Here is a 24,460-nt window from a genome sequence, read left to right on the forward strand (position 1 = left end):
CTTCCAGCAGGTGGGAGACCTGGCGCTCGTGGCGCCGCATCTCTGGGAACATGGGGCCATGGGTCCCACGAAGGTCTTCTTCTCGATGTACGGCCGAGTGCTCACCGTGGCGGTGGGCGTGGTCGGTGTGATGCTCTGCGCCGCGATCTGGACGTCCGACGGCGCGGCCGCGGGCCTGCGCACGCTGCCCGGCGCGGCACTGGTGACCTGGGCGGTCGCCATGCTGTTCTGGGCGCCACGCGTCGAGGTGTCCGACGGCGGGATCGACGTCCACAACGTGGTGCGCAGCGTGCACGTCCCGTGGCCCGCGTTCGAGGGCGCCGAGACACGCTGGTCGCTCGAGGTCAGGTACCGCGGCGGCTCCGTGACCGCCTGGGCCGCGCCCCGGTCGAGCGGCAGCGCACGCTGGCTGCGCACCCGCCGTGACGGTACCCAGCGCGGCAGCGGCGCCACGGCTGCCGCGACGGCCGAGACCGTCACGGCAGCCGTGGCCGAGCGCCACGCGGCCCTCGTCGCGGCGGGCTACCTCGATGCCCGCCGCGACGACACGCCCGGCGCCAGCACCCGCTGGAACGTCCGCCAGCTCGCCGTGCTCGGCGCCCTGGTGGTCGCGACGATCGTGGTCACGACCGTCGGAGGGTGACCCGACGCGCCGTGGCGCGCAGGTCACGGGGTGCTCGGTTCCGCAGCGGCACCCGTGCCGTCGGTCGGGCGCGTCGTGGGCAGCGGACGCTCGATGCGGCGCGCACGCGCCATCTTGCGCAACGAGGGGATCCGCTTCTGACGCGGGTCGAACGCGTCGCGCAGACCGTCACCGATGAAGTTCACGCACAGCGCGATCGACACGATGAAGGCACCTGGCCACCAGAAGAGCCAGGGGCGCGAGGCGAACGCCTGCTGGTAGTCGTTGATCAGCAGACCCAGCGAGATGGACGGCGACTTGATGCCGACCCCGAGGTAGCTGAGCGACGTCTCCAGCAGGATCGCCGAGCTCAGCAGCAGCGTCGTGTTGACGATGATGACGCCGACCGCGTTGGGCAGCATGTGCTTGAAGATGATGCGCGTGTTGCTCGCACCGGCGACACGAGCCGCGTCGACGAACTCCCGCTCGCGCAGCGAGAGGAACTCGCCACGCACCAGACGGGCCAGCGGCGGCCAGAGGATCAGACCGAGGAACGCGCCGAACACCGCAGCGTTGTTGCCGCCCGACATCAGACCGAGGACGGCACCCAGGACGATCACGGGCATCGTGATGATGAGGTCCGTGAAACGCATCAGGAGCGAGTCCGTCGTGCCTCGGAAGAACCCGGAGAGCGCGCCGACGACGATGCCCATCACGGTCGCGATGAGGCCCACCGAGAACATGATGATGAGCGACGTCTGCGTGCCGCGCATGACGCGGGCGAAGATGTCACGACCGGCCTCGTCCTGCCCGAAGGGGTGCACCGAGCTCGGGGCGCCCCCGTTGACCAGAGGGTTGGTCGCTCCCTGACCGGACGGGACGAAGTTCCACCAGCCGGTCCACGAACCGAAGCCGACCGAGGTGACCGCGAGGACCGTGATCAGCGCGAGGACGACGACCGAGATGACCGCGCCCTTGTGGCGGAGGAACCGCCGGCGGACGATCTGGTTCTGCGAGAGCCCCTCGACCTCCTTGAGCTCGATCTGGTTCTCGACGTTCGGGTCGAACGTGGAATCTTGAGGAGAAATGGCGTTGCTCATGCGTTCACCCGGATCCGCGGGTCGAGGGCTGCGTAGATCAGATCAGCCACGATGTTGGCGATGATGGCGAGGGCCGCCACGATGACGAGGTACGCCATCACTGGATCGACCTCAGCACCCTGCAAGGAGTCGATGAACAGGGTGCCCATGCCCGGACGGGCGAAGACCTTCTCGGTGATGATCGCGCCACCGAGGAGCGTGATGACGTCGATCGGGACGATCGTCGCGAGCGGGATCAGCGTGTTGCGGAACCCGTGGCGCATGATGACCGTCCGCTCCGGCAGGCCCTTGGCGCGCGCGGTGCGGATGTAGTCCTGGCTCATCACCTCGAGCATGCTCGACCGCGAGTAGCGGGTGTAGCCGGCGAACTGGATGAGGACCAGCGCGATCGTCGGCAGGAGGAGGTGCGTGAAGCTGTCCAGGGTCCCGACCCAGAAGTTGCCCCCGAGGTTCGGGGTGGCGTCTCCGATGGTCGCGAGCGGCCGGCCGTTGATCGCCGGGGCCTTGAGGTAGGCGGGCCAGATCGACATGACCTTGTCCACGAAGATCATGGACGCCACGAGGAACGCCGTGATCGCAGCGCTGCGCGCGGAGATTCCTCGGTCCGGTCCTCCCCAGAGGTAGCCGATGCCGATGCCGACGGCGATCGTCAGGACCGCGAGGCCACCGACGAGAGCCCAGCTGTCGACCGCACGGAGGACGGACCTCAACGGGTAGTAGAGCGCCAGCCCCAGTGCCACGGTCGACAGCGCCGCGCCCAGGGCCCGGCGGTTCTGCAGACCGGCCGTCAGTGCGGTGATCGCGAAGGCGAGCGCCGTACCCGTGATCAGGATGATGACGGGGCCGAGGTTCGGCTGGAGCCACCAGTTGGAGAGCTGGAGGTAGTAGAGCGCGCCGACGGTGACCAGGAAGGCGCTGCCGAACGTGATGAGCCGCTTGCGGGCCGTCCCGCCGAAGGCGAGCATCCAGGCAGTCCCTGCCAGCGCACCGGCGACCGCTATCACGAGCGGACTCAGCGACGGATCCTTGAGGAAGTCGTTGAAGCCGATCGCCCCCCACTGCTTGAGCAGCACGGCGACCCAGAAGGCCGGGAGCGAGTAGAGCACGAAGGACAGGAAGATCGTGATGTAGTCGAACGAGCTGTACTGGCGCAGCGCGCTCACGATGCCGATCATCACGCCGAGGATGATCGCGATGACCGTCGCCGCGGCGACGAGCTGGATCGTGGAGGCGACGGCCCCCTGGAGCAGGCTCGAGACGGGCTGACCGGAACGCCAGCCGACGCCGAAGTCGCCGGTCACGAAGTCACCGAGCCACTTGAAGTAGCGGATCACCGGGTGCGTGTTGAGATCCAGGATCTCGGTACGCTCGGCGATCCTCTGCGCCTTGACCGCGCCGTCCGTCAGCGACTCGAGGTCTTCGAAAGGCCTGATCGACTTGCTCACGAGCAGGTACATGGCGAACGTCGACACGAGCAGGGTTCCCAACCCTGCCAGCAGACGCCGCGAGATGAAAGAGAACATTGGAGGGCATACCTCGCTGAAACTAGGGACCCAGGTTAGGGCCGGGCAAGTCTACGCGCGGGTAGCGCGAGGAGACGTTCAGCCGGCGCGAGGTGAGGGTCATGGTGGACTCCTGCCGCACAACCCACGACGAGGACACCGGTGATCGAATCGACCGGTGCCCTCGTCGTGCGACGCGCCGAGCACGGGCCGGCACCAGGCGTGGGCCTGGTGCCGGCCGGGGGCTTGGCCCCGTGCTCAGGAACGGATGGGCTCGACGCTACGCGCCGAGCTCCCAGTTCCAGAAGCCGTAGAAGATCGTCGGGCTGATGGTGATCGCGTCGACGCCCTTCAGGTTCTCGTTCCAGCCCTGGATCGCGGGGAACTGGAAGATCGTGGTGCCGAAGGCGTCGGCCCACAGGTTCTTCTCGACCTCGAGCTGCAGCGCGAACTGCTCGTCGGGGTCGGTCGAGACCTGGAGCTGGTCGAGCGCAGCGTCGACGGCCGGGTTCGAGTAGAAGCCGTAGTTGTTCAGGCCACGCTCGGGCGAGTAGCGGAAGTTTGCGTCCGACTCGGTGACGGCGGTCGAGGTCGACTGCCACCCGAAGAGCGATGCGTCGTACTCCTGCTGGCCGGTGCCGAGGAGCGTGCCCCACGTCGCGGCCGGACGGCCGGTGTCGACGATCTCGAAGCCGGCCTGCGACGCGGTGTCGGTGATGAGCGCGACCTGGTTCACACGGCGCGCGTTCTCGTTGTTGTACGCGAAGCGGACCTTGACGGGGGTGGTCACGCCGGCCTCGGCGAGCAGCGCCTTGGCCTTCTCGACGTCACCCGCGGGCGGGTAGAAGTTCGAGCCGTTCTCCTCGACCATCTTGTCGTAGTTGGGCGAGCCCGGGATGAGGATCTGCGAGTTGCGGACCTCGGCGTCAGGGTTCAGCGGGACGATCAGGTTGTCGACGATCGTCTGGCGCGGGATGGAGAGGAGGAACGCCTGGCGGACCTTCTTGGCCTTCTCGGCGTCGCCGCCGTAGGTCGCGGGGCTGAAGGGGCCACCGTTCTCGAAGACCAGGTCGACGTGCTCGAACGTGCCCTCGACGCTGTTGTTGGTCTCGATCGCGGGCAGGGCCTCGAGGGCGCTGCGCACGTCTGCCGAGGCCTGCGGGCCGATGAGGTCGACCTCACCGTTCTGCAGCGCCTGGACCTGGGCCATCGGGTCGTCGATGTAGCGGACCGTGATGGTCTCGACCGAGGCCTTGTTCTTGCCCTTGAAGTCAGGGTTCGCCTTGAGCGTCAGGTACTGGTTCTCCTCGTACGCGTCGAGGAGGTAGGCACCGTTCGAGAGCACGAGGGACTTGTCCTCGGGCATCTTGGTCATCTCGAAGCCGGAGTTCCAGAAGGTCGCGATGGGCGAGAGCTTGGCGACGTCGGCGTTCAGGATGGCGTCACGCAGAGCGTCCTTGGCCTCCTGCGGGTCCTGGATGTCGAGCGTCTTCTGAGCGACCACGTGCGCCGGGACGAACTGGTTGGTGAAGTTCAGGGCCCAGTCACCGAAGGGCTTGTCGTACACGAAGGTGATCGACTTGCCGTCTTCGCTGATCTCCGGGACCGCGCTGATGAGCGAGGCGCCGGGGGTCGTGCCGTCGAAGTAGACACCGGCGTCCAGGGCGGCCTGGTTCGTGATGGTGCCCTCCTCGTCGGTCTCGGGCTGGACGTTGTTGAACTTGGCGGAGGTGCCGGCCCACTGGAGCAGGATGTCCGTCGCGTCGAACGCCGTGCCGTCGGACCACTTGGTGTCGTCGGCAACCGTGTACTTGACCGTCAGCGGGTCGTCGGAGACCTTCTCGTACGAACCGAACGAGGTGTCCTCGACCAGGTTGAGGTTCTCGTCGTAGTAGTTGAAGCCCGAGTTCAGCATGTAGCCGATCACGGCGTTCTGCGTCGCGTTGCCGTTCGTCGAGCTGAGGTTGAGCTCGTTGAGCGGTGCTTCCCAGGCCACGGTGACCGCGGACTCCTGGTTGATGCCTGCGTCGTCAGTTTCCGCCTCGTTGGCCGTGCCACCGCATGCGGTCAGCACCAACGCGACCGAGGCCACGGCCGCGGTAACGGCACTTGTGCGCCTGATGTTCAATGTTCCTCCTCAAGGGGATGGCGACTCCCTTGCCTCGAGGACCGCGCGGGTGACCCGCAGGGCGTCCTCGGCGGCGTCGTCAGGGAAGCCCACCATGGTTTGGGGCAACGGTACCGACCAAGATGGGTGACTTCACCCGGTTGCGCCTTTCGGGCAGCCGATCGTTACCGAGTTGATACTGGCCGGTACGGTCCTGTTTCCGTCCGGATACCGGGAGAAACCGGTACGTAACACCCTGGACACGAAGAACGGGCACCTGCCGCGTCTCACGATACGGCGGCGCCCGTCCCACGAACGGGGAGTGTGACCGGCCTCTCGGAGACCTCCGTCACGCAGCCGATCCTCCTGCGACCCGCACGTCGCAGGAGCTTCGCCATAGGCTCCTCGTCGTGACCGTGCCCCCTCCGGCGACAGCCGCCCTCCCCTCCAGGACGCTGCGCACCGCCTCGATCGTCGTCCTCGCCTTCGCGGCCATGTTCCTGCTGTTCGGCCTGAGCATGCTCGGAGCCGCGCTCGGGCCGGGCCTGGAAGCCAGAGAGCTCGTCGCGTCGGGGCGGTCGGGGACCGTGACCGATGCCCGCGTGCACTCCTGGTCCGCGGACCAGCAGATGCACAGCTCGCTGGAGCTCACGTTCACCGGCACCGACGGAGAGCAGCTCGTCGCCGAGACCGACCACCGGCCGGAGTATGTCCGCGGTCGGTCCGTCACCGGGTGGGCCGACGAGTTCCAGGGAAAGGAACAGCTCATCGGCCGGCCTGTCACGTACCTGCTCGGCGACCCGCCGACCGTCGAGCTCACGAGCGAGCTGCCGGCCCTCGCGTCCGGCGGGTGGGGCTTCCCGCACTTCCTGGGACTGGCGTTCGTCGTGATCGGCTGCGGCGCCGCCGTGGGCGGGCTGATCAGCCTGCACCGTGCCCGGCGGCGGATGACGCTCGAACGGTCCTGAGCGCGCCGCGCACGGGGAGGCGGACCAGGTTCTGGTCGGGCCGGACGCACCGAACGGGCTAGAGAACCTTCTTGACCACGCTCGACTTCAGCTGCATCTGCCCGAACCCCGGCACCTTCGCGTCGATGTCGTGGTCACCTACGCCGTCGGAGATCAGCCGGATGCCGCGCACCTTGGTGCCGACCTTGACGACTCCGCCGCCAGCACCCTTGACCTTGAGATCCTTGGCGATCGTGACGTCGTCGCCGTCCTCCAGCGGATTGCCGACGGCATCCTTCACCGCACGTGCGTCTGGCGCGTCGGCGTCGTCGGTCTCCTCGACGCTGCTGGGCGCCCACTCGTGGCCGCACATCGGGCACACCAGCAGCGCGCCGGACTCGTACGAGTAGTCGCTCGCGCACGAGGGGCACGGGGGCAGCTGATCAGACATTGGACCTCCAGGTCGTCGTGTGTCGTGGAATCGGCCTCGAGCCGACTCTCGTTCCTCGTCGAGGCGTGGGTGCGTCGAGCCGGGACTACCGGGCGTCGCGCCGCCGGCGTGCACGCTCGAGCTCGGCGGCATCCGACATCCACGGGCCGTGCTGGTCGAGCCCGGCGCAGCCGCCGCGGACGAAGGCGCTCACCACGGTCCGGTACCCGCTCATCCCGTCGACCAGACCGTACTCGACCCGGTACTCCGGTTCCGCCCCGCCGACACCCTTGCGCACCGTCGTGACCCGGGCGATCGAGTCCGCGTAGAAGTGGAGCTGGATCCCTTCGCCCATCGTCTCGTCCTCGATGGTGAACACCTCGTTGTCCGAGGCCGACCGATCAGCGACGAACTCCCAGAACTCCACGTCGGCAGTGCGTGGGCCACCCTGCTGCCACCGCTTCTCGACCTCCTTGTCGTCCGTGAACGTCAGCCTCGTCCTTCTCGCGCCGGCATGGTCGCCCAGCACCACGGCTTCGTCCTCCACGGGCAGGTCCCGTGTGCGGTCCGCGACCTCCGAGCACATCAGGAAGCTCACGGTGCGTACCGCGTCGTCGACGAGCTCAGGGTGTGCGCCCCGCACCGCGGCCTCGACCGCCTCCGCCACGCGGTCCCACTCGCGCTTGTCCGTGGCGCGCCTTCCCCGTCGCGGGTCGAGGCCGATCCGCATCCCGGAGCTCGCCTGCTCCGCGGTCGCGATCACGCGCATGACCTCGGAGAGCAGCGCAGGGTCGACGGCGTCCGGATGGCGTCGCGGGATCGTCGCACCGTGCAGGTACTGTCCGGTGAACCTCAGGATCGCGGCGTCGAGCGGGCCGAGGACCACCCCACGCCCGGCTCGACGACGGTCCGCCGAGTACGCCTGCGCTCGTCTCCCGTCGGGCGTCTCCGACGCCTCGCGCATCGAAGCGCAGACCTGACCGCGCTCGAGCAGATCGATGTGGGCCCCGTGCGCGACGAGCCGGCTCCTGTCCCACGGGATGCGCTCGAACAGCGCGTCGACGTCGACGGACGGGGAGAGGAGCACAGGGTCCAGGAGCGCGACAGCGACGTCCTCGTCGAGGCGCCCCCGGGTCCCGGCCGCGTCGCACAACGGAAGGACCGCGCTCCACAGCAGCAGGTGTCTCGCCAGGTCCTCGCGGATCACCGCCAGATGGGCTTCCCCGATCGGGAAGGTGAACGTCCGCGGGTCGTGGTTGGCGTCGGCCCCGGCAGCGAGCATCAACCTCAGCTCGCCGTCCTCCCGGATCACGGTCGGGATCCAACCGCTCGCGCGCGTGAAGACGACGTCCCTCATGACCACTTCTCGAGCTCGACGTCGAGGCGTTCGTCGGTACGCACCCAGACCTCCCCTGCGGCGGCCCCGGCCGGGGCATCGACCCGCTGGAGCCCGAGGAACGTGATCAGTCCGAGCAGCTCGGCTCGATCTGCCGGGGCATCGTCGAGAGCGTGCGCATCGAAGAAGACGTAGAACTGGTCGCTCGGGTCGACGATGCCCGAGTCTCCCCAGATCCGAGCGACCTTCTCGATCGCCTCGGCTTCGGTCGTGATCGCCGCGGCGCGGGCGGCACCGCGAGCCTCCGGTGACGCGTCGAGGTCGTCGAGCTCCGGGAGCCACTGGCCGAAGCGGTCCAGGCCGGCATACCCGTTCTCGAAGAACAGCATGGCGCTCGGCAGGTAGCGATGGGGCCCGTCGACCGTGAGGTGCTCGCTCCGGGCCCGTCCCGTCAACTCGCTCCGCGCGATCACACCTCGACCGGGCATGAGCACCAGGCGTTGGCCCGCCGGCTCGTCGTCGACGGTGTAGGTGTCCGACTCTCGACCTCTGAAGAACGCGGAGAACGCGACGTAGGCCTCCTGCGGGTCTTCCACGAAGACCTGGTGGTCGTTGCCGTCGCCTACGCCGAAGACGAACTGCTTCGGTCCGGGGTGGTACGGGCGGGCCATGGCTGTCCTCCGTCGTCGTTCGTGCGGTCCCCACCGCCGTCGTCGAGCCGGCGCCGGGCCGGGCCGGCCTCGGCCGGCGCCGACCCGGCCGGGGCTTCCGAGCGACTACACGTTGAAGCGGAACTCCACGACGTCGCCGTCGACCATGACGTAGTCCTTGCCCTCGATGCGGGCCTTGCCCGCCGCGCGGGCCGCCGCGACCGAGCCGGTCTCGACGAGGTCGTCGAACGAGATGACCTCGGCCTTGATGAAGCCGCGCTCGAAGTCGGTGTGGATGACGCCCGCCGCCTGCGGCGCGGTCCAGCCCTTGCGGATGGTCCAGGCGCGCGACTCCTTGGGCCCGGCGGTCAGGTAGGTCTGCAGGCCGAGCGTGTCGAAGCCGACGCGCGCGAGCTGGTCGAGCCCCGACTCCTCCTGGCCCGTCTCGGCGAGCATCTCGGCCGCTTCCTCGGGCTCGAGCTCGGCGAGCTCGGACTCGAACTTGGCGTCCAGGAAGATCGCCTGGGCCGGCGCGACGAGCGCGCGCAGCTCGTCCTTGCGGGCCTCGTCCACGAGCCCCGCGTCGTCGGTGTTGAAGACGTAGATGAAGGGCTTGGCCGTCATGAGCTGCAGGCTCGCGATCTCGGCCAGGTCCAGGCCCGCGGCAGCGGCGCCCTGGAACAGCGTGATCCCCTGCTCGAGCAGGGACTGGGCCTTCTGCGCGGCCGCGACCAGGACGGGGTCGCCCTTCTTGATCTTGACCTCCTTCTCGAGGCGCGGCAGCGCCTTCTCGAGGGTCTGGAGGTCGGCGAGGATCAGCTCGGTGCTGATGGTCTCGATGTCGTCGGCGGAGTCCGTGGACCCCTCGACGCGGATCACGTCGGGGTCGTCGAACGCACGGGTCACCTGGCAGATCGCGTCCGCCTCACGGATGTTCGCGAGGAACTTGTTGCCGAGTCCCTCGCCCTCGCTCGCACCCTTGACGATGCCCGCGATGTCGACGAACGAGACCGTCGCGGGCAGGATGCGCTCGCTGCCGAAGATCTCCGCGAGCTTGTTCAGCCGGGGGTCCGGGAGGGACACCACACCGACGTTCGGCTCGATCGTCGCGAACGGGTAGTTCGCTGCGAGGACCTGGTTGCGCGTCAGGGCGTTGAAGAGGGTGGACTTGCCGACGTTGGGCAGGCCGACGATGCCGATTGTAAGAGCCACGGGGCCTGAGTCTACGGGAGCGGCGCACCAGCCCGCTCGCGCCCTCGGCGACCCGTAGCCCGACGGCGTCCCTCGCCCGGGTGGGCGCGTGCAGGACGGCACGTGCGCACCCGGGCGAGAGCCGGCGTCGGGCCCGCTACTTGTAGCTCATGACCTGCTGGAGCAGCTCCGGTCCCCGCTGGTCCACCAGACGCCCGCCCCAGCGCATGCCCAGCACCAGGAAGAGCCCGCCGAGACCGATGCCCACGACCAGCGCGAGCCAGCCCCACACCGCGTCGCCCGTCAGGACGTTCGTGAGCGCCAGGCCCGCCGCCGGCAGGGACAGCGCGAGGAGCACGAGCATCGTGATCATCTGGGCGAACATGGTCGCCATCGCGGCCCCCTGGGGCGACTTGAAGGGGCTGTCCCCCGGCTTGGGCACCGGGTAGAGGAGCCGCGCCGAGACCACGCTCGACACGCCGAGCCCCGTCGCGAGCACGCCCAGGCTCAGCCCGACCGTGGCGACCAGGAGGTCCCACCGCCCCGTGAAGGCGACCGAGACGACCGCGAAGACCGTCACGACCGGGACCCCCAGCACGGCGGCCGCGAGCACACGGCCCGCACGGTCCGCGAAGCCAGTGACCCCGGACGAGAGCTGCGTCCAGAACGCGGTGTGGTCGTAGGCGATGTCCGCCGAGATCGCGAACCCGAACGTGAACGCCGTGAGCGGCCCGAGCACGAGCATGAGCTCGCGGAAACCGTCGCCGCCGTCGATCCCCATGCTCGAGCCGACGAACCACAGCAGGACCGGGAGCAGCGGGACGACCGCGATGGACCCCGAGTAGCGCGGGTCGCGGAACCAGTACGTGAGGCATCGCGCTGCGACGGCCCCGACCGGGGTCGCCGGGAAGCGGTCGAACCAGCCCAGGCCCTTGGACTTGCCCGCGCTCGCACCGCCGCGCGGGGCGACGAGCGCCTTGGCGAGCGCACGGTCCCACACGACCCACGCGAGCGCCACGACGACCACGGCGATCGCGAGCCGGGCGAGCGCGAGGCCCCAGGCGCCGTCGGCGACCGCGGACGCGACGGCCCACGGCGCCCCGAACGGCGTCCATCCCAGGACGGCCGCGATGACCGGCAGGACGTCCTGGCCGCGGGCGATCGCCGCGGTCGCCCAGCCGATGAGAGGGCCGGCGAGCATGAGCGGCACGAACGCCGCGATCGACAGGACCTCGCGGTAGCGACGCGAGTCGAGCAGGGGCGCGAGCGCCGTCGTGGTCGCGCGCGAGCCCACGACGCACATCGCGACCGCGAGCAGCCCGCCCACGACCGCGGCGAGCGCCGCGACGGGAGAGCGCCACCACGCGAGCGTCGTGCCGAGCGAGACCAGGAGCGTCACGACGCCCGGGATGCCGACCAGGCCCGCGACCGCGAGGCCTGCGAGGAGCTGACGCTGGGGCACCGCGAACGTCACGAAGCGCTGCGGGTCGAGCGTGGCGTCCACGCCGAACGCGAAGAGCGGCACCACCCACCACGCGATGACCACGACCGAGCCGACGATCGTCACGATCTGCCCCGCGGTCTCCGGGGCCGTGGTACCCAGGACCGCGAGCCCGATCAGCGCCATGGTCGCGATGCCGAGGCCGTAGAGGATCCCGAGGGCCAGGCCGATCGTCTGCCACACGCTCTTCTTGAGCGTGTTGCGCATGAGCGTGAGCTTGAGCCTTACGAGGTGCGCAACCACGACAGCCCCTCCGTGGTGTGACGGCCGCCGACGAGGTCGACGAAGCGGTCCTCGAGGCTCTGGCCCGCGCGGACCTCGTCCACGGTGCCCGCCGCGAGCACGTGCCCGCCCGCGATGACCGCGACGTGGTCGCACATGCGCTGGACCAGGTCCATGACGTGCGAGGAGACGATCACGGTGCCGCCGCTCGCGACGTACCCGTTGAGGATCTCGCGGATGTTGGCCGCGGAGACCGGGTCGACGGCCTCGAACGGCTCGTCGAGCACGAGCAGGCTCGGCGCGTGGATGAGGGCCGAGGCGAGCGCGATCTTCTTGGTCATGCCCGCCGAGTAGTCGACGACGAACGTGTTCGCGTCGGCCGCCAGGCCCAGGGCCTCGAGGAGGTCCGCGGTGCGCTCGGCGACCGTCTGCCGGTCCATGCCGCGCAGCAGGCCCGCGTAGGTGATGAGCTGGGCGCCCGTGAGGCGGTCGAACAGACGCACGCCGTCGGGCAGGATGCCGAGCATGCGCTTGCCCTCGAGCGGGTTGGCCCACAGGTCCAGGCCGTGCACGTGGACCGCGCCGAAGTCGGGGCGCAGCAGACCGGTGGCCATGGACAGCGCGGTCGTCTTGCCCGCGCCGTTGGGGCCGACGAGCCCGTAGAACGATCCGGCCGGGACGTCGAGGTCGATGCCGGCCACGGCGATCTTCTCGCCGAACTTCTTCCACAGCCCGCGCACCGAGAGCGCGGGGGCCGCAGGCCCCTGCGTCGCCGGGGCCGGCGGTGCCGCGGGGGCGAGCACGGGAGCGGTCGGGGCGGACGCCTCGGGGTGTCCGGGAGCGTCGAGCGCTCCCGTCGTCCCAGGGGTCGCGGGTGGGAACTGGTCGCGGGGCTCAGGATCGTGGGCCATACGGACAAACGTAGCGGAGCCGGGCCGCCGCTCCCCCTGTGAAATGTCACTACTTTCGAGGTGGGAGGCTCGTCCGCAGGCCCGACGGCGTCGCTCACCGGTCCTGTCGGTGGCACCTGGCAGAGTGCGGGCATGGACAACGCCTTGCCGTGGTTGATGCTCGTCGTCGGGCTCCTCGTGGGTGCCCTCCTGGGGTGGTTCGCGCGGCGGTCCGCGCCCGACTCGGGACGGGAGGAGATCGGTCGGCTCACAGGCCTGCTGTCCCAGGCGCAGCAGGAGGCCGCGCGCGGCGCCGGGCTCGCCGAGCGCCTCGCGGCCGAGCGCGAAGGGTTCGAGCGCCAGCTCCGCACCGAGCGCGAGGGGTTCGGGCGACACCTCGCGGGCGTCGAGCGAGCAGCGGACGAACGGTTCGACATCGAGCGCGCCAACCACGAACGGGCGATCGAGGAGCTGCGCGCGGGCTCGGAGAAGAGGCTCGGCGAGATCCGCGGCGACCAGGCCCGCCTCGAGGCGCAGTTCGAGGTCCTGGCCCGCAAGGCCCTCGCGACCAGCAGCGAGCAGTTCCTCACCCAGGCCGAGGAGCGCTTCAAGCGCAGCCAGCAGGTCGGCGAGTCCGAGCTGGCCAAGCGTGAGCAGGCCGTCCAGCAGCTCGTCGAACCGCTGAGCAAGGCCCTCGACCAGGTCAAGGCCGAGGTCACGGCCGCCGAGCAGGCCCGTCGGGAGGCGCACGGCACGCTCACGGAGCAGGTGCGCAGCATGCGCCTCGACTCTGAGGCCCTGCGCTCGGAGACGGCCCAGCTCGTCACGGCCCTGCGCTCCTCGCAGGTGCGCGGGGCGTGGGGCGAGCTCCAGCTGCGCCGCGTGGTCGAGGCCGCGGGCATGATCCCGCACGTCGACTTCATGGAGCAGGACCAGGTCAGCACCGACGACGGCGCGCTGCGTCCGGACATGGTGATCAGGCTCGCGGGCGGCAAGAACGTCGTGGTCGACGCCAAGGTCGCGTTCCTCGGCTACCTCGACGCCCAGCAGACCGCCGACCCTCGGGTGCGTGCAGAACGCCTGGCCGCGCACGCCCGCCACTTCCGCAAGCACATCGACGACCTCGCGGGCAAGCGGTACTGGGACCAGTTCAGCCCCGCCCCGGAGTTCGTGGTCATGTTCGTCCCCGCCGAGTCGTTCCTGTCGGCCGCGATCGAGCAGGACCCCTCGATCCTCGAGTACGCGGTCGCCAAGAACGTCATCATCGCCGCCCCCATGACCATGATCGCGCTGCTGCGGACCGTCGCGTACGCCTGGCGCCAGGACGCCCTCGCGGCCAACGCCCAGCAGGTGCTCACGCTCGGCAAGGAGCTGCACGGTCGCCTCGCCGTCATGGGCAGCCACCTGGCCAAGCTGGGACGGTCCATCCAGGGCGCCGCCGAGTCGTACAACAAGACGGTCGCGTCGCTCGAGACCCGTGTCCTCGTCAGCGCCCGTCGGTTCGCCGACCTCAACGTCGTGGACGAGGACCTCGAGACCCCCGCACCGGCCAACCCGCAGCTCAGCGCCGTGAGCGCCCCCGAGCTGCTCGCCTCGGTCAACGAGTCGGTCGTCGCGCTCGACGAGCTGGGCGGCGCCTCGGGAGCGGGTGCGGAACACGGCCCGCGCAGCGACAGCGGGGCCGGCGTCCTCGACGCGGGCATGCTCGGGACGATCAACGGGCCCGGGCGGCACGAGCGCGACCGCGGGGCCGACGCGTCCTGACGCGCAGCGCGACCCGGGGTCGCCGCGAGGCGAGCGTCCCGTGCCGTCGGCCTCCGCATGCCGTGAGCGGCACGTGCGGTGAGCGGCGCAGGATGGGAGGCACTGTGACGGACGCACCCCGGTGAGCGGCGCCGTCGGGCCGGACGACGAAGGCCCGCCCCCGGCATCGGGGGGCGGGCCTTCGTGCGGTTGCTGCGTGCGGCCGGAGCTCCGACGGGTCAGACGGGCTCGACCGAGAGCGACGTCCGGTTCTCGCGGCGCGGGCGCGCAGGCGCGTTGCCCGCGGCCTTGAGGTCCGCGCGCAGCTCCTTGGGGAGGGAGAACATGAGGTCCTCGGTCGCGGTGCGCACCTCCTGCACGTCGCCGTAGCCGCGCTCGGCCAGGTACGCCAGCACGTCGTTGACGAGGATCTCCGGGACCGAGGCCCCCGACGTCACACCGACCGTCGTCACGCCCTCGAGCCAGGACTCGTCCATCTCCTGCGCGCGGTCGATGCGGTACGACGCGTCCGCGCCGGCGCCCAGCGCGACCTCGACCAGTCGCACCGAGTTCGACGAGTTGGCCGAACCGACCACGATCACGAGCTCGCAGTCAGGCGCGAGCTTCTTCACGGCGACCTGACGGTTCTGCGTCGCGTAGCAGATGTCGTCCGACGGCGGGTTCTGGAGCGTCGGGAAACGCTCGCGGAGGCGGTCGACGGTCTCCATGGTCTCGTCGACCGACAGCGTCGTCTGCGAGATCCAGACGACCTTCTCCGGGTCGCGGACCGTGACGTTCGCGGCGTCGTCGGGCGAGTTGACGACCTGGACGTGGTCCGGCGCCTCGCCGGCCGTCCCCTCGACCTCCTCGTGCCCCTCGTGCCCGATCAGCAGGATGTCGTAGTCGTCCGCCGCGAAGCGCACGGCCTCCTTGTGCACCTTGGTGACCAGGGGGCACGTCGCGTCGATCGTCTGGAGGTTGCGCTGGGCGGCCGCCTCGTGGACGGCGGGCGAGACGCCGTGGGCCGAGAACACGACGCGCGCGCCCTCGGGCACCTCGTCGGTCTCGTCGACGAAGACCGCGCCCTTGTCGCTCAGCGACTCGACGACGTACTTGTTGTGGACGATCTCCTTGCGGACGTACACGGGGGCGCCGTAGTGATCGAGCGCCTTCTCGACCGCGATCACGGCGCGGTCGACTCCCGCGCAGTAGCCGCGGGGGGCGGCGAGGAGGACACGCTTACCAGTCGGGGAAGTCACCCCACGAGTCTAGGCGACGGGCCCCCGGGGCCGGGCCGTGCGGGTGGGTCCGCGTGCGGTCCGGGCCAGGTCCTGGCAGCAACTCCACAGGATCCCCACGGGTCGGCGCGCACACGGTGGCCCTGTCAGTCCCATGAGGCAGTCTTGACCCGTGACCGACCGACCCGCCGACACCGCCGACCCCACGAGCCCCGCCCCGCCGCCCGCGCTCCCCGCCCGGGCCCTCGACACGACCGCGGAGAACCCGTGGCCCGTCCGGCTGCTGTCGAGCAAGATCACGGCGTACATCGACAAGATGGCCCCCGTCTGGGTCGAGGGCCAGGTCGTCCAGCTCAACCGTCGTCCCGGCGCCTCGATGGCCTTCCTGACCCTGCGGGACACCGACGCCGACATGTCGCTCCCGGTCGCCGCCCTCGCCAAGGTCTTCGAGGCCGCGAGCACGCCGCTCACCGAGGGCGCGCACGTCGTCGTCCACGCCAAGCCCGTCTTCTGGCCCAAGCGCGGGTCGTTCCAGCTCCAGGCGAACGAGGTGCGCACGGTCGGGATCGGCGAGCTGCTGGCCCGCATCGAGCACCTCAAGCGGGTCCTGGCCGCCGAGGGCCTGTTCGACGCGGCCCGCAAGGTCCCGCTGCCCTTCCTCCCGGCAGTCGTCGGCCTGGTGTGCGGCCGCGAGTCCAAGGCCGAGCACGACGTCGTGGTCAACGCCCGCGCCCGCTGGCCCCAGGTGCGCTTCGAGATCCGCGAGGTCGCGGTCCAGGGCACGGGGGCCGTCGCGCAGGTGAGCGCCGCGATCGCCGAGCTCGACGCGCGCCCCGACGTCGACGTGATCGTGGTCGCGCGCGGCGGCGGCGCGGTCGAGGACCTCCTGCCGTTCAGCAACGAGGCCCTGGTCCGGGCCGCGGCGGCCTGCCGCACCCCGCTCGTGAGCGCGATCGGCCACGAGACCGACACCCCGCTCCTGGACCTCGTCGCCGACTACCGCGCCTCGACCCCCACGGACGCCGCCAAGCGCATCGTGCCGGACGTGGGCGAGGAGCGTGCGCGCGTCCTGCAGGCCCGGTCCCGGATCCGCGCCGCGATCACGCACCAGCTCCAGCGCGAACAGTCCCGTCTGGACAGCGCACGCTCGCGCCCGGTGCTCGCGGCCCCCGAGACCATGATCTCGACGCGCGAGCAGCAGGTCCTCACCGCGAGGGACCGGGCCCGGCGCTCGCTCGACGCGATCCTGCTGCGCGCGCACGGCGAGGTCGACCGGCTCGCTGCCCAGGTGCGCGCCCTGTCCCCCGCCTCGACGCTCGAGCGGGGCTACGCCGTCGTGCACGGACCGGACGGGGCGATCGTCCGCTCCCCCGACGACGTGAGCCCGGGCGACGCGCTGCACGTCCGCCTCGCCCAGGGCGCGATCGACGCCACCGTGCGCTGAGACCGTCCGGCCACCAGCACCACCCCGCCCCACCAGACCAGCCCAGGAAGGCCCACCACCATGACCACCACCCCTCCCCACGCCGACGTCGCAGACCTCACCTACGAGCAGGCCCGCGACGAGCTGGTCCAGGTCGTGTCGCGCCTCGAGGCCGGCGGCGAGCCGCTCGAAGCCTCGCTCGCGCTGTGGGAGCGAGGCGAGGCCCTCGCGGCCCGCTGCCAGGAGTGGCTCGACGGCGCCCGCGAGCGCCTCGCGTCGGCACGCGCTGCAGACGCCCCGTCCGCGACGGGCAGCTCCTCCGAGGCGACCGAGGACGACTGACCGGTACCGCTCAGGCGCTGGCCTTCTGCGCCTGGGCGTCGGCCTGCGCCTGAGCCCGCTCGAGCGAGGCGCGCCGGTCCTCCTCGTTCTCGCGGTCGAGCCGGTCCACCTCGTCCTGGTCGTGCGTGAGGTTCTCGCCCGTCTCGGGGTCGAAGACCATCATCTTGTCGGGGTCGAACCAGAGCTCGGTCGTGTCACCGTCCCGCACGCGCGACGCCGAGTCGAGCGCGACGACGAACTGGGTGCGCAGGCCCTCCCCGTCGAGCTCGCGGTCGAGCTCCTCGAGCTGCTCGGCGACCGACGCGTGCATCTCGAACGGCACGTAGGCGTAGAGCTCGGCGCCGAGCCACTCCGTCACGTCGATCTGCGCGTCGAACGTCCGCCCCCGGTCCTTCTTGGTCGGGTCGACCAAGCGCGCGTCCTCGAAGTGCTCGGGGCGCAGCCCCACGATCACGAGCTCGCGGCCACCGACGGCGCTCACGATCCGCTCGGGCATGTCGAACGTCCCGAACGGCAGCTCCATGCTGTCCCCCGTGACCTGCCCCGGGAGGAAGTTCATGGGCGGCGACCCGATGAACCCGGCGACGAACAGGTTGACGGGCTGCTCGTACAGGGCCCGCGGGCTCGCGAGCTGCTGCAGCTCCCCCTTGCGCAGGACCGCGACACGGTCGCCGAGCGTCATGGCCTCGGTCTGGTCGTGGGTCACGTACACGGTCGTGGTCGCGAGGCGGCGCTGGAGCCGGGCGATCTCGGTGCGCATCTGCCCGCGCAGCTTGGCGTCCAGGTTGGACAGCGGCTCGTCGAACAGGAACGCCTTGGCGTCCCGCACGATCGCGCGCCCCATCGCGACACGCTGTCGTTGCCCACCCGAGAGGTTCGCGGGCTTGCGGTCCAGGTGCTCGCGCAGCTCGAGCAGGTCCGCGGCGTGCTCGACCTTCTCGCGGATCTCGGCGTCGGTGAACTTCCCCCTGGTCAGGCGCAGGGGGAACGCGATGTTCTCCCCGACGGTCAGGTGCGGGTAGAGCGCGTAGTTCTGGAACACCATCGCGAGGTCGCGGTCGCGGGGCGCCTTCTCGTTGACGCGCTGACCGTCGATCATCAGGTCTCCCGAGGTGATGTCCTCGAGGCCGACGATCATGCGCAGCAGCGTCGACTTCCCGCAGCCCGACGGGCCGACGAGGATCACGAACTCGCCGTCGGCGATGTCGATGCTCACCCCGTTCACGGCGGGGAACCCGTCGCCGTACTTCTTGACGATGTCCTTGAGGGTGATCGACGCCATCAGGTCTCTCCTCGGTCGGGGGTCGCGCAGCGAAGGGTTCGGGGGCGGGACGGGGTCTCACGCGGGTGCCCGACGGCGCCGCGCACCGCCGGGAGAGATCGCACCCGCGCGCGGCGCGCCGTCCGCAGGGTGCGGCGACCGCTCGGGGCGAGCGGCGCCGTCGGGCCGGTGGCTCTGCTCATCCCTTGACCGCCCCCTGCGTGAGGCCCGAGACGATCTGGCGCTGGAACAGCACCACGAGGATCACCACGGGGATCGTCACGACCACGGCAGCGGCCGAGATCGCGCCCGTCGGCTCCTCGAAGTACGACGCCCCCGTGAAGAACGCGAGCGCCGCGGGCACCGGACGGGCCGCGCTCGTCGACGTCAAGGAGATGCCGTAGATGAAGTCGTTCCACGCGATGAAGAACGCGATGAGCGCCGTGGTGAACACGCCGGGCGCCGCGAGCGGCACGATGACCTTGCGGAACGCCTGCCAGGGCGTCGCGCCGTCGACCTGCGCGGCCTGCTCGAGCTCCCACGGGATCTGGCGGAAGAACGCCGCGAGCGTCCAGATGGCGATCGGGAGCGTGAGCGACAGGTACGGGATGATGAGCCCGAGCCACGTGTCGTACAACCCGATGTTGCGCCACAGGTTGAACAGCGGTGTGACGATCGAGACCACGGGGAAGATCGACACCCCGAGCGCGGTCGTGAGGATCAGCCGCTTGCCCGGGAAGTCGAGGCGCGCGATCGCGTACGCGGCGAGGGTCGCGAGGACCACCGCGATGGCCGTCGCGATGAGCGAGATGCCCACCGAGTTCCGCAGGGCCGACAGGAAGAGCTCCTGCGCGGACCCGCTCGAGGACAGGATCTGCCCGTAGTTGTCGGTGCTCCACTGCGGGGGCAGGAACGTGCCCGAGTTGATGTCGCTCGGACCCTTGAAGCTCGTCATGAGGATCGAGACGACCGGGAACAGGGCTCCGACGAGGACGACGATCGTGATGACGGCCCACCACACGCGGGCCCGGGTGCTCAGGACGCTGCCCATCATCGCTCCCCTCTCGCGCCGGCCAGATCCACCTTGAAGAGCTTGATCGCGACGAAGCAGATCCCGATCACGCACAGGAACAGCAGGACCGAGATGGCCGAGCCCATGCCGATCTGGAGCTGACCGATCGAGGTCCGGTAGGCCAGCAAGGACAGGACCTCGGTGTTGTTCGCCCCGTTGGTCATGATGAAGACGTTGTCGAAGATGCGGAACGCGTCGAGCGCGCGGAACAGCACGGCGACCATGATGGCGGCCTTCATGTTGGGCACGATCACGCGCGAGAAGCGCTGCCAGGCCGTCGCCCCGTCCACCTTCGCGGCCTCCTCGAGGTCTCCCGGGACCTGGGCGAGGCCCGCGAGCAGCAGGAGCGAGATGAACGGCGTGGTCTTCCAGACCTCGGACGCGATGATGACGAACAGGCTCGTGCCCTGGTGCGCGAACCAGTTGAGGTCGGGGCCGATCCCGGGCACCCAGTCGAACCAGCTGTTGACGTACCCCGAGGTGATGTCGAACGCGTAGAACCACGCGAACGCCGAGACCACCGTGATGATCCCGTAGGGCACCAGGATCGCGGTGCGCAGGAGACCGCGCAGGCGCTTGATCGCGCGGTGCATGACGAGCGCGAGCGCGAAGCCCAGGACGAGCTCGACCACCACGGAGACGACCATGATGAAGAACGTCACCGCGAAGTCGCGCCACCACACGGGGTCGCTGAGGATCACCAGGTAGTTGCCGAGCCCGACGAACGAGCGGTCGTCGGGGGCCGTGAGCTTGTAGTTGAACAGCGAGTCGTAGAAGGCCTGGAGGATCGGGTAGAGCGTCACGGCCAGCATCACGACGAACGCGGGTCCGGCGAGGTACCACCCGAGGCGGGCCTCGGCCCGGGCCCGGTCGCTGCGCGCGGCCCTGGCCTTCTTGTCGGGTCTGCGGTCCGCGCCGGGCGCGGGGTCCGGCGTGGGCCGGGCCGGGTGGGCGCCCCGGGTCTCGGTGCTCACAGGAGTCGCTCCCCTCGCAGGACGGCGGTGATGAAGTCGGTCGACTTCACGGGGGTCCCGTCCTCGGTCACGCTCGACGGCGGGTACCAGGTCTGCTGCAGACCTGTCGAGACCTCGTTGTAGAACGGGGTCTGCGGCCGGGGTGCGGCCTGCTCGAGCGACTGCCGGATCACGTCGTACATGGGATAGGCCTCCTGCACGGCCGGGTCGTCGTAGGCCGTCGTGCTGGCCGCCGGGTTGCCGTCCGACACGAAGTACGCGGCCTGGTTATCGGGGGTCACGATGCACTGCGCGGCCTCGTAGGCGAGGTCGGTGTGGTCGCTGAAGGCCCCGACGCCCAGGCTGATGCCGCCGTAGGGCGGACGCGTGTCCTTGCCCTCGACGGTCTGCGGGTAGAGCGTCCAGCCGATGTCGTCGAGCAGCGACTGGTCGAGCGAGCCCGCCTCGACGCCGCCCTGCGTCGAGGACCAGACGAACGGCCAGTTGACCATGAACGAGCCCTTGTCCCCCTGGAAGAGCGTGAGCGAGGCCGACTCGTCGGCGCTCGGCAGGCCCGGTCCCCCGACGCCCGACGTCCCGATCTCGCCGATGATGCGGGCCGCGTCACGGCCCGCGTCGGTCTCGAGCCCGAGCTTCAGCTCGTCCGCGGGAGCCTCGGGGTTCTCGAGGATCTGACCGCCCGCCGACGCGACGAGGGCGTTGATCCACACGGTCAGCGACTCGGCCTTGGCACCCTGGACCGCGAGGTACTTGTCCTGGGACTGCGCGGCGTCGATGAGCTGGTCCCAGGTCACGGGCTGCGTGAGGTCGAGGCCCGCGGCCTCGGCGACCGACGTGCGGTACCAGAGGAGCTGGGTGTTGGCCCAGAACGGGATCGCGACGAGCTCTCCCTTCCACGTCGAGCCGTCGATCGCGCCCTGCACGACGTCTGTGGTCGCGGCCGTCGCGACGTCCTCCGGCACGGGGGCGAGGAAGCCCGCCTCGGCGAGCTCGGGGATGAACGGCGGGTCGAGGCTCATCAGGTCGATCGACGAGTCCTTCGCGGCGAGGCGCCGCGCGAGCTGCTCGCGCTGGGCGGCGGCGTCACGCGGCAGGAGGGACGTCTCGATCGTGTAGGCGCCCCCCGCCGCCTCGGTGCAGGATGCCGCGATCGCGGCCTGTCCTCCGTTGTCCGGGTTGATGTACCAGGTGAGCACGGGCGGGCCGGAGCCCTCTCCGCTGCTGCACGCGGCGAGCGGCACGACGGTCGCGACAGCGAGTGCCGCGGCGAGTGCCCGGATGCGTCGGTGCACGGTCTCCCCTTCGTCCAACGGGCGCTGCGCCGTGCCCGTTCTCGGTTGGTTCACTCCTCCCAGGGCTACACCGTTCCCGGACGACTCGCCACAGGAGGGACATTCCGATGGGCCGCCGAGCGGTTCCTCGGGTGGCCCGACGGCGCCGCTCGCCCCGCGCGGCCAGGTCGCCGCGTCCACGGCGAGGGTCGGATCGTGAACACCGCCGACGGGACGGGCCCCCGTGAGCGAGCATGGAGGGTGTGACCACGACTGAGACGACCGAGCAGACCCCACCCGTGCTGACCCCCGCCGAGGCCTGGGCCATGCTCCGCGACGGGAACGGGCGCTTCGTCCGCGACGAGATGGAGCACCCCTCGCAGGGTGCCGCCCGCCGGGCGGAGCTCAGCGTCGCGCAGCACCCGCACACCGTGATCTTCGGCTGCGCGGACTCGCGTGTCGCCGCCGAGATCATCTTCGACCAGGGCCTGGGCGACGTGTTCGTCGTGCGGACCGCGGGTCACGTCCTGGACACGACCGTGATCGGCTCGATCGAGTACGGGGTCAACATCCTGGGCACGCCGCTCGTGGTCGTGCTCGGCCACGACAGCTGTGGCGCGATCGCCGCCGCGGCCCACACGCTCGCGACCGGTGAGCAGGCCGACGGGTTCGTCCGTGCGGTCGTGGACCGGGTCATCCCCTCGATCGTCAACATCACGAGCAGCACGGGCAGCCTCGCGACCCTCGACCCGGACACGCTGCGCCGCGAGCACGTGCGCCACACGGTCGACATGCTCCACGGCTACTCGGCGGCCCTGGCTGACGCCGTGGCCGAGGGGCGGCTCGCGATCGTCGGCGTCGAGTACACGCTCGCGGACGGCCGCGCCCGGCTCGTCGAGGTCGTGGGCGACGTCGAGGACACGCCGGACGTCTGAGCGCCCGACTCCCGCACCGGAACCGGCCCGCGCGGGTGACGTGCAGCACGCACCCACCCCGCGGCCGGGTTCGAGATCACCCGCGCTCGTGCGGCACCATTAGCCCCATGACTTCTGCCGACGCTTCCGACTACCGCATCGAGCACGACACCATGGGTGAGGTCCGCGTCCCCGCGGCCGCCCTCTACCGCGCGCAGACGCAGCGCGCCGTGGAGAACTTCCCGCTGTCGGGCACTCCTCTCGAGCGCAGCCACATCGAGGCCCTCGCTCGTGTCAAGAAGGCCGCCGCGCGCGCCAACGCCGAGCTGGGGGTGCTCGACGAGGACGTCGCGGCCGCCATCGTGGCCGCCGCCGACGAGGTCGCCTCGGGCGCCCACGACGCCCACTTCCCGATCGACATCTTCCAGACGGGCTCCGGCACGTCGTCGAACATGAACACCAACGAGGTCCTCGCGACGCTCGCCACGCGCTCGCTGGGCCGCGAGGTCCACCCGAACGACCACGTCAACGCGTCGCAGTCGTCCAACGACGTCTTCCCGACGTCGGTGCACCTGGCCGCGACCGCGGGCGTCGTGCACGACCTGATCCCGGCCCTGACGCACCTCGCGGAGGCCCTCGAGGCCAAGGCGGCCGAGTTCGCGACGGTCGTGAAGTCGGGCCGTACGCACCTCATGGACGCGACCCCGGTCACGCTCGGCCAGGAGTTCGGCGGTTACGCGGCAGCCATGCGCTACGGGATCGAGCGCCTCGAGTCGGCGCTCCCCCGCGCGGCCGAGGTCCCCCTGGGCGGCACCGCGGTCGGCACGGGCATCAACACGCCGGCCGGCTTCCCGCAGCGCGTCATCGCGCTGCTGGTCGAGGACACGGGCCTGCCGCTGACCGAGGCGCGTGACCACTTCGAGGCGCAGAGCTCGCGCGACGGGCTCGTCGAGCTCTCGGGCGCGCTGCGCACCATCGCGGTCTCGATCACCAAGATCTGCAACGACCTGCGCTGGATGGGCTCGGGCCCCAACACGGGCCTGGGCGAGATCTTCATCCCGGACCTGCAGCCCGGCTCGTCGATCATGCCGGGCAAGGTCAACCCGGTCGTCCCCGAGGCCGTCCTCATGATCGCCGCGCGCGTGATCGGCAACGACGCGACCGTGGCCTGGGCCGGGGCTTCGGGGAGCTTCGAGCTCAACGTGCAGATCCCGGTCATCGCGCTGGGCGTGCTCGAGTCGATCCGCCTGCTGTCGAACGCGTCGGTCGTCCTCGCCGACAAGACCGTCACGGGCATCACGGCCAACGTCGAGCGTGCGCGCGCGCTCGCGGAGTCCTCGCCGTCGATCGTCACGCCGCTCAACCGCGTGATCGGCTACGAGGCGGCGGCCAAGGTCGCCAAGCACTCGGTCAAGCAGGGCCTCACGGTCCGCGAGGCAGTGATCGACCTGGGCTTCGTCGAGCGCGGAGAGGTCACCGAGGCGCAGCTCGACACGGCGCTCGACGTCCTGTCGATGACGCGCCCTCCGCAGGCGTGACCCTCCAGAACGACTGAGGCAGCGGCGCCCTCGGGACGCGTGCCTCGGCGAGGACGACGGACGGCGTGGGCCGGGTGCTGGCACCCGGCCCACGCCGTCCGTCGTCGGTCCGTCGTTCGATGCCGATGCCCCGTCCGCGGCCGGGCGCGGCAGGGCCGGGCAGGGCCAGGGCCGGGCAGGGCCGGG

The 24,460-nt window shown here is 70.6% G+C and carries 21 protein-coding genes; 7 read left to right on the top strand and 14 right to left on the bottom strand.

All coding sequences use genetic code 11. The annotated features are described in order from the left end of the window. The first annotated feature begins 58 nt into the window (after nucleotides 1-58). The gene (locus ACIPWA_RS12495; RefSeq protein ID WP_068707423.1) at nucleotides 59-643 is read left to right on the top strand and encodes a PH domain-containing protein; all 585 of its coding nucleotides are present in this window, start codon (nucleotides 59-61) and stop codon (nucleotides 641-643) included. A gap of 23 nt (nucleotides 644-666) precedes the next feature. Here ACIPWA_RS12495 and ACIPWA_RS12500 read toward each other — a convergent pair whose 3' ends face one another. The 3 genes from ACIPWA_RS12500 to ACIPWA_RS12510 all read right to left on the bottom strand — a co-directional run bounded on the left by ACIPWA_RS12500 (nucleotide 667) and on the right by ACIPWA_RS12510 (nucleotide 5,352). Beyond that, the gene (locus ACIPWA_RS12500; protein ID WP_068625321.1) at nucleotides 667-1,722 is read right to left on the bottom strand and encodes an ABC transporter permease; all 1,056 of its coding nucleotides are present in this window, start codon (nucleotides 1,720-1,722) and stop codon (nucleotides 667-669) included. Further along, nucleotides 1,719-3,245, bottom strand: a complete 1,527-nt coding sequence (locus ACIPWA_RS12505; RefSeq protein WP_068625320.1) for an ABC transporter permease — start codon at nucleotides 3,243-3,245, stop codon at nucleotides 1,719-1,721. Before ACIPWA_RS12505 ends, ACIPWA_RS12500 begins: the two co-directional genes overlap by 4 nt. Before the next feature lie 259 nt (nucleotides 3,246-3,504). Continuing rightward, entirely contained in the window at nucleotides 3,505-5,352 is a 1,848-nt protein-coding gene (locus ACIPWA_RS12510; protein ID WP_400290550.1) for an ABC transporter family substrate-binding protein, read from the bottom strand. Nucleotides 5,353-5,741: 389 nt separating this feature from the next. On the opposite strand from ACIPWA_RS12510, the gene ACIPWA_RS12515 reads away from it, so the two are divergent. Beyond that, on the top strand, nucleotides 5,742-6,299 hold the full coding sequence (locus ACIPWA_RS12515) for a hypothetical protein (RefSeq protein ID WP_400290553.1): 558 nt from the start codon (nucleotides 5,742-5,744) through the stop codon (nucleotides 6,297-6,299). A gap of 58 nt (nucleotides 6,300-6,357) precedes the next feature. On the opposite strand, the gene ACIPWA_RS12520 is transcribed toward ACIPWA_RS12515, so the two are convergent. The 6 genes from ACIPWA_RS12520 to ACIPWA_RS12545 form a co-directional block, all read right to left on the bottom strand. Continuing rightward, nucleotides 6,358-6,729 carry a zinc ribbon domain-containing protein YjdM gene (locus tag ACIPWA_RS12520; RefSeq protein WP_400290556.1) on the bottom strand — a complete coding sequence of 124 codons (372 nt, stop codon included), beginning with the start codon at nucleotides 6,727-6,729 and terminating at the stop codon, nucleotides 6,358-6,360. 85 nt (nucleotides 6,730-6,814) lie between these two features. Next, complete coding sequence (locus tag ACIPWA_RS12525) at nucleotides 6,815-8,065, bottom strand: DUF6357 family protein (protein ID WP_400290558.1); 1,251 nt, start codon at nucleotides 8,063-8,065, stop codon at nucleotides 6,815-6,817. Further along, nucleotides 8,062-8,715, bottom strand: coding sequence for a hypothetical protein (locus tag ACIPWA_RS12530; protein WP_400290561.1), 654 nt, complete (start codon nucleotides 8,713-8,715; stop codon nucleotides 8,062-8,064). Before ACIPWA_RS12530 ends, ACIPWA_RS12525 begins: the two co-directional genes overlap by 4 nt. A 105-nt stretch (nucleotides 8,716-8,820) precedes the next feature. Continuing rightward, nucleotides 8,821-9,906 (bottom strand): redox-regulated ATPase YchF, encoded by a 1,086-nt coding sequence (gene ychF / locus ACIPWA_RS12535; protein WP_030152107.1) that lies wholly within the window; start codon nucleotides 9,904-9,906, stop codon nucleotides 8,821-8,823. 136 nt (nucleotides 9,907-10,042) lie between these two features. After that, nucleotides 10,043-11,629, bottom strand: coding sequence for a hypothetical protein (locus ACIPWA_RS12540; protein WP_056654563.1), 1,587 nt, complete (start codon nucleotides 11,627-11,629; stop codon nucleotides 10,043-10,045). Further along, nucleotides 11,611-12,519, bottom strand: coding sequence for an ABC transporter ATP-binding protein (locus tag ACIPWA_RS12545; RefSeq protein ID WP_400290565.1), 909 nt, complete (start codon nucleotides 12,517-12,519; stop codon nucleotides 11,611-11,613). Before ACIPWA_RS12545 ends, ACIPWA_RS12540 begins: the two co-directional genes overlap by 19 nt. Nucleotides 12,520-12,651: 132 nt before the next feature. Here ACIPWA_RS12545 and rmuC point away from each other — a divergent pair, with 132 nt between their 5' ends. Beyond that, a complete protein-coding gene (gene rmuC, locus ACIPWA_RS12550) occupies nucleotides 12,652-14,262 on the top strand; it encodes a DNA recombination protein RmuC (protein ID WP_400290566.1) in 1,611 nt (536 codons plus the stop codon). 218 nt (nucleotides 14,263-14,480) lie between these two features. On the opposite strand, the gene ACIPWA_RS12555 is transcribed toward rmuC, so the two are convergent. After that, nucleotides 14,481-15,500: a 4-hydroxy-3-methylbut-2-enyl diphosphate reductase gene (locus ACIPWA_RS12555; protein WP_068707434.1), complete on the bottom strand. Its 1,020-nt coding sequence runs from the start codon at nucleotides 15,498-15,500 to the stop codon at nucleotides 14,481-14,483. 151 nt (nucleotides 15,501-15,651) lie between these two features. Between ACIPWA_RS12555 and xseA the strand changes: the two genes are divergently transcribed. Together xseA and ACIPWA_RS12565 are read left to right on the top strand one after the other, a co-directional pair. After that, nucleotides 15,652-16,923, top strand: coding sequence for an exodeoxyribonuclease VII large subunit (gene xseA / locus ACIPWA_RS12560; RefSeq protein ID WP_068707436.1), 1,272 nt, complete (start codon nucleotides 15,652-15,654; stop codon nucleotides 16,921-16,923). 60 nt (nucleotides 16,924-16,983) lie between these two features. Beyond that, the gene (locus tag ACIPWA_RS12565; protein ID WP_400290569.1) at nucleotides 16,984-17,244 is read left to right on the top strand and encodes an exodeoxyribonuclease VII small subunit; all 261 of its coding nucleotides are present in this window, start codon (nucleotides 16,984-16,986) and stop codon (nucleotides 17,242-17,244) included. Nucleotides 17,245-17,254: 10 nt separating this feature from the next. Here the strand turns inward: ACIPWA_RS12565 and ACIPWA_RS12570 are convergent, their stop codons facing one another. From ACIPWA_RS12570 to ACIPWA_RS12585, 4 genes are all read right to left on the bottom strand, one after another. Further along, nucleotides 17,255-18,526 carry an ABC transporter ATP-binding protein gene (locus ACIPWA_RS12570; protein WP_400290571.1) on the bottom strand — a complete coding sequence of 424 codons (1,272 nt, stop codon included), beginning with the start codon at nucleotides 18,524-18,526 and terminating at the stop codon, nucleotides 17,255-17,257. 178 nt (nucleotides 18,527-18,704) lie between these two features. After that, the gene (locus ACIPWA_RS12575) at nucleotides 18,705-19,559 is read right to left on the bottom strand and encodes a carbohydrate ABC transporter permease (protein ID WP_056765496.1); all 855 of its coding nucleotides are present in this window, start codon (nucleotides 19,557-19,559) and stop codon (nucleotides 18,705-18,707) included. Then, a complete protein-coding gene (locus tag ACIPWA_RS12580) occupies nucleotides 19,556-20,551 on the bottom strand; it encodes a carbohydrate ABC transporter permease (RefSeq protein WP_400290573.1) in 996 nt (331 codons plus the stop codon). Before ACIPWA_RS12580 ends, ACIPWA_RS12575 begins: the two co-directional genes overlap by 4 nt. Further along, on the bottom strand, nucleotides 20,548-21,843 hold the full coding sequence (locus ACIPWA_RS12585) for an extracellular solute-binding protein (RefSeq protein WP_400290575.1): 1,296 nt from the start codon (nucleotides 21,841-21,843) through the stop codon (nucleotides 20,548-20,550). The genes ACIPWA_RS12580 and ACIPWA_RS12585 overlap by 4 nt, the downstream gene beginning before the upstream one ends. A gap of 305 nt (nucleotides 21,844-22,148) precedes the next feature. On the opposite strand from ACIPWA_RS12585, the gene ACIPWA_RS12590 reads away from it, so the two are divergent. Next, entirely contained in the window at nucleotides 22,149-22,757 is a 609-nt protein-coding gene (locus ACIPWA_RS12590) for a carbonic anhydrase (protein WP_235534614.1), read from the top strand. 107 nt (nucleotides 22,758-22,864) lie between these two features. Next, entirely contained in the window at nucleotides 22,865-24,274 is a 1,410-nt protein-coding gene (locus ACIPWA_RS12595) for a class II fumarate hydratase (RefSeq protein WP_068707447.1), read from the top strand. The last annotated feature ends 186 nt before the right edge of the window (nucleotides 24,275-24,460 follow it).

The organism is Oerskovia enterophila (assembly GCF_044748475.1).
GTDB classification, from domain to species: Bacteria; Actinomycetota; Actinomycetes; order Actinomycetales; family Cellulomonadaceae; genus Oerskovia; species Oerskovia enterophila.

What these genes read in the sequence shown, in the direction of transcription:
- ACIPWA_RS12495 (WP_068707423.1), top strand. Translation starts at nt 59, where the DNA reads ATGGGTCCCACGAAGGTCTTCTTCTCGATGTACGGCCGAGTGCTCACC.
- ACIPWA_RS12520 (WP_400290556.1), bottom strand. Translation starts at nt 6,729, where the DNA reads ATGTCTGATCAGCTGCCCCCGTGCCCCTCGTGCGCGAGCGACTACTCG.
- ACIPWA_RS12545 (WP_400290565.1), bottom strand. Translation starts at nt 12,519, where the DNA reads ATGGCCCACGATCCTGAGCCCCGCGACCAGTTCCCACCCGCGACCCCT.
- ACIPWA_RS12565 (WP_400290569.1), top strand. Translation starts at nt 16,984, where the DNA reads ATGACCACCACCCCTCCCCACGCCGACGTCGCAGACCTCACCTACGAG.
- ACIPWA_RS12570 (WP_400290571.1), bottom strand. Translation starts at nt 18,526, where the DNA reads ATGGCGTCGATCACCCTCAAGGACATCGTCAAGAAGTACGGCGACGGG.
- ACIPWA_RS12525 (WP_400290558.1), bottom strand. Translation starts at nt 8,065, where the DNA reads ATGAGGGACGTCGTCTTCACGCGCGCGAGCGGTTGGATCCCGACCGTG.
- ACIPWA_RS12595 (WP_068707447.1), top strand. Translation starts at nt 22,865, where the DNA reads ATGACTTCTGCCGACGCTTCCGACTACCGCATCGAGCACGACACCATG.
- rmuC (WP_400290566.1), top strand. Translation starts at nt 12,652, where the DNA reads ATGGACAACGCCTTGCCGTGGTTGATGCTCGTCGTCGGGCTCCTCGTG.
- ACIPWA_RS12575 (WP_056765496.1), bottom strand. Translation starts at nt 19,559, where the DNA reads ATGATGGGCAGCGTCCTGAGCACCCGGGCCCGCGTGTGGTGGGCCGTC.
- ACIPWA_RS12590 (WP_235534614.1), top strand. Translation starts at nt 22,149, where the DNA reads ATGCTCCGCGACGGGAACGGGCGCTTCGTCCGCGACGAGATGGAGCAC.
- ACIPWA_RS12500 (WP_068625321.1), bottom strand. Translation starts at nt 1,722, where the DNA reads ATGAGCAACGCCATTTCTCCTCAAGATTCCACGTTCGACCCGAACGTC.
- ACIPWA_RS12505 (WP_068625320.1), bottom strand. Translation starts at nt 3,245, where the DNA reads ATGTTCTCTTTCATCTCGCGGCGTCTGCTGGCAGGGTTGGGAACCCTG.
- ACIPWA_RS12530 (WP_400290561.1), bottom strand. Translation starts at nt 8,715, where the DNA reads ATGGCCCGCCCGTACCACCCCGGACCGAAGCAGTTCGTCTTCGGCGTA.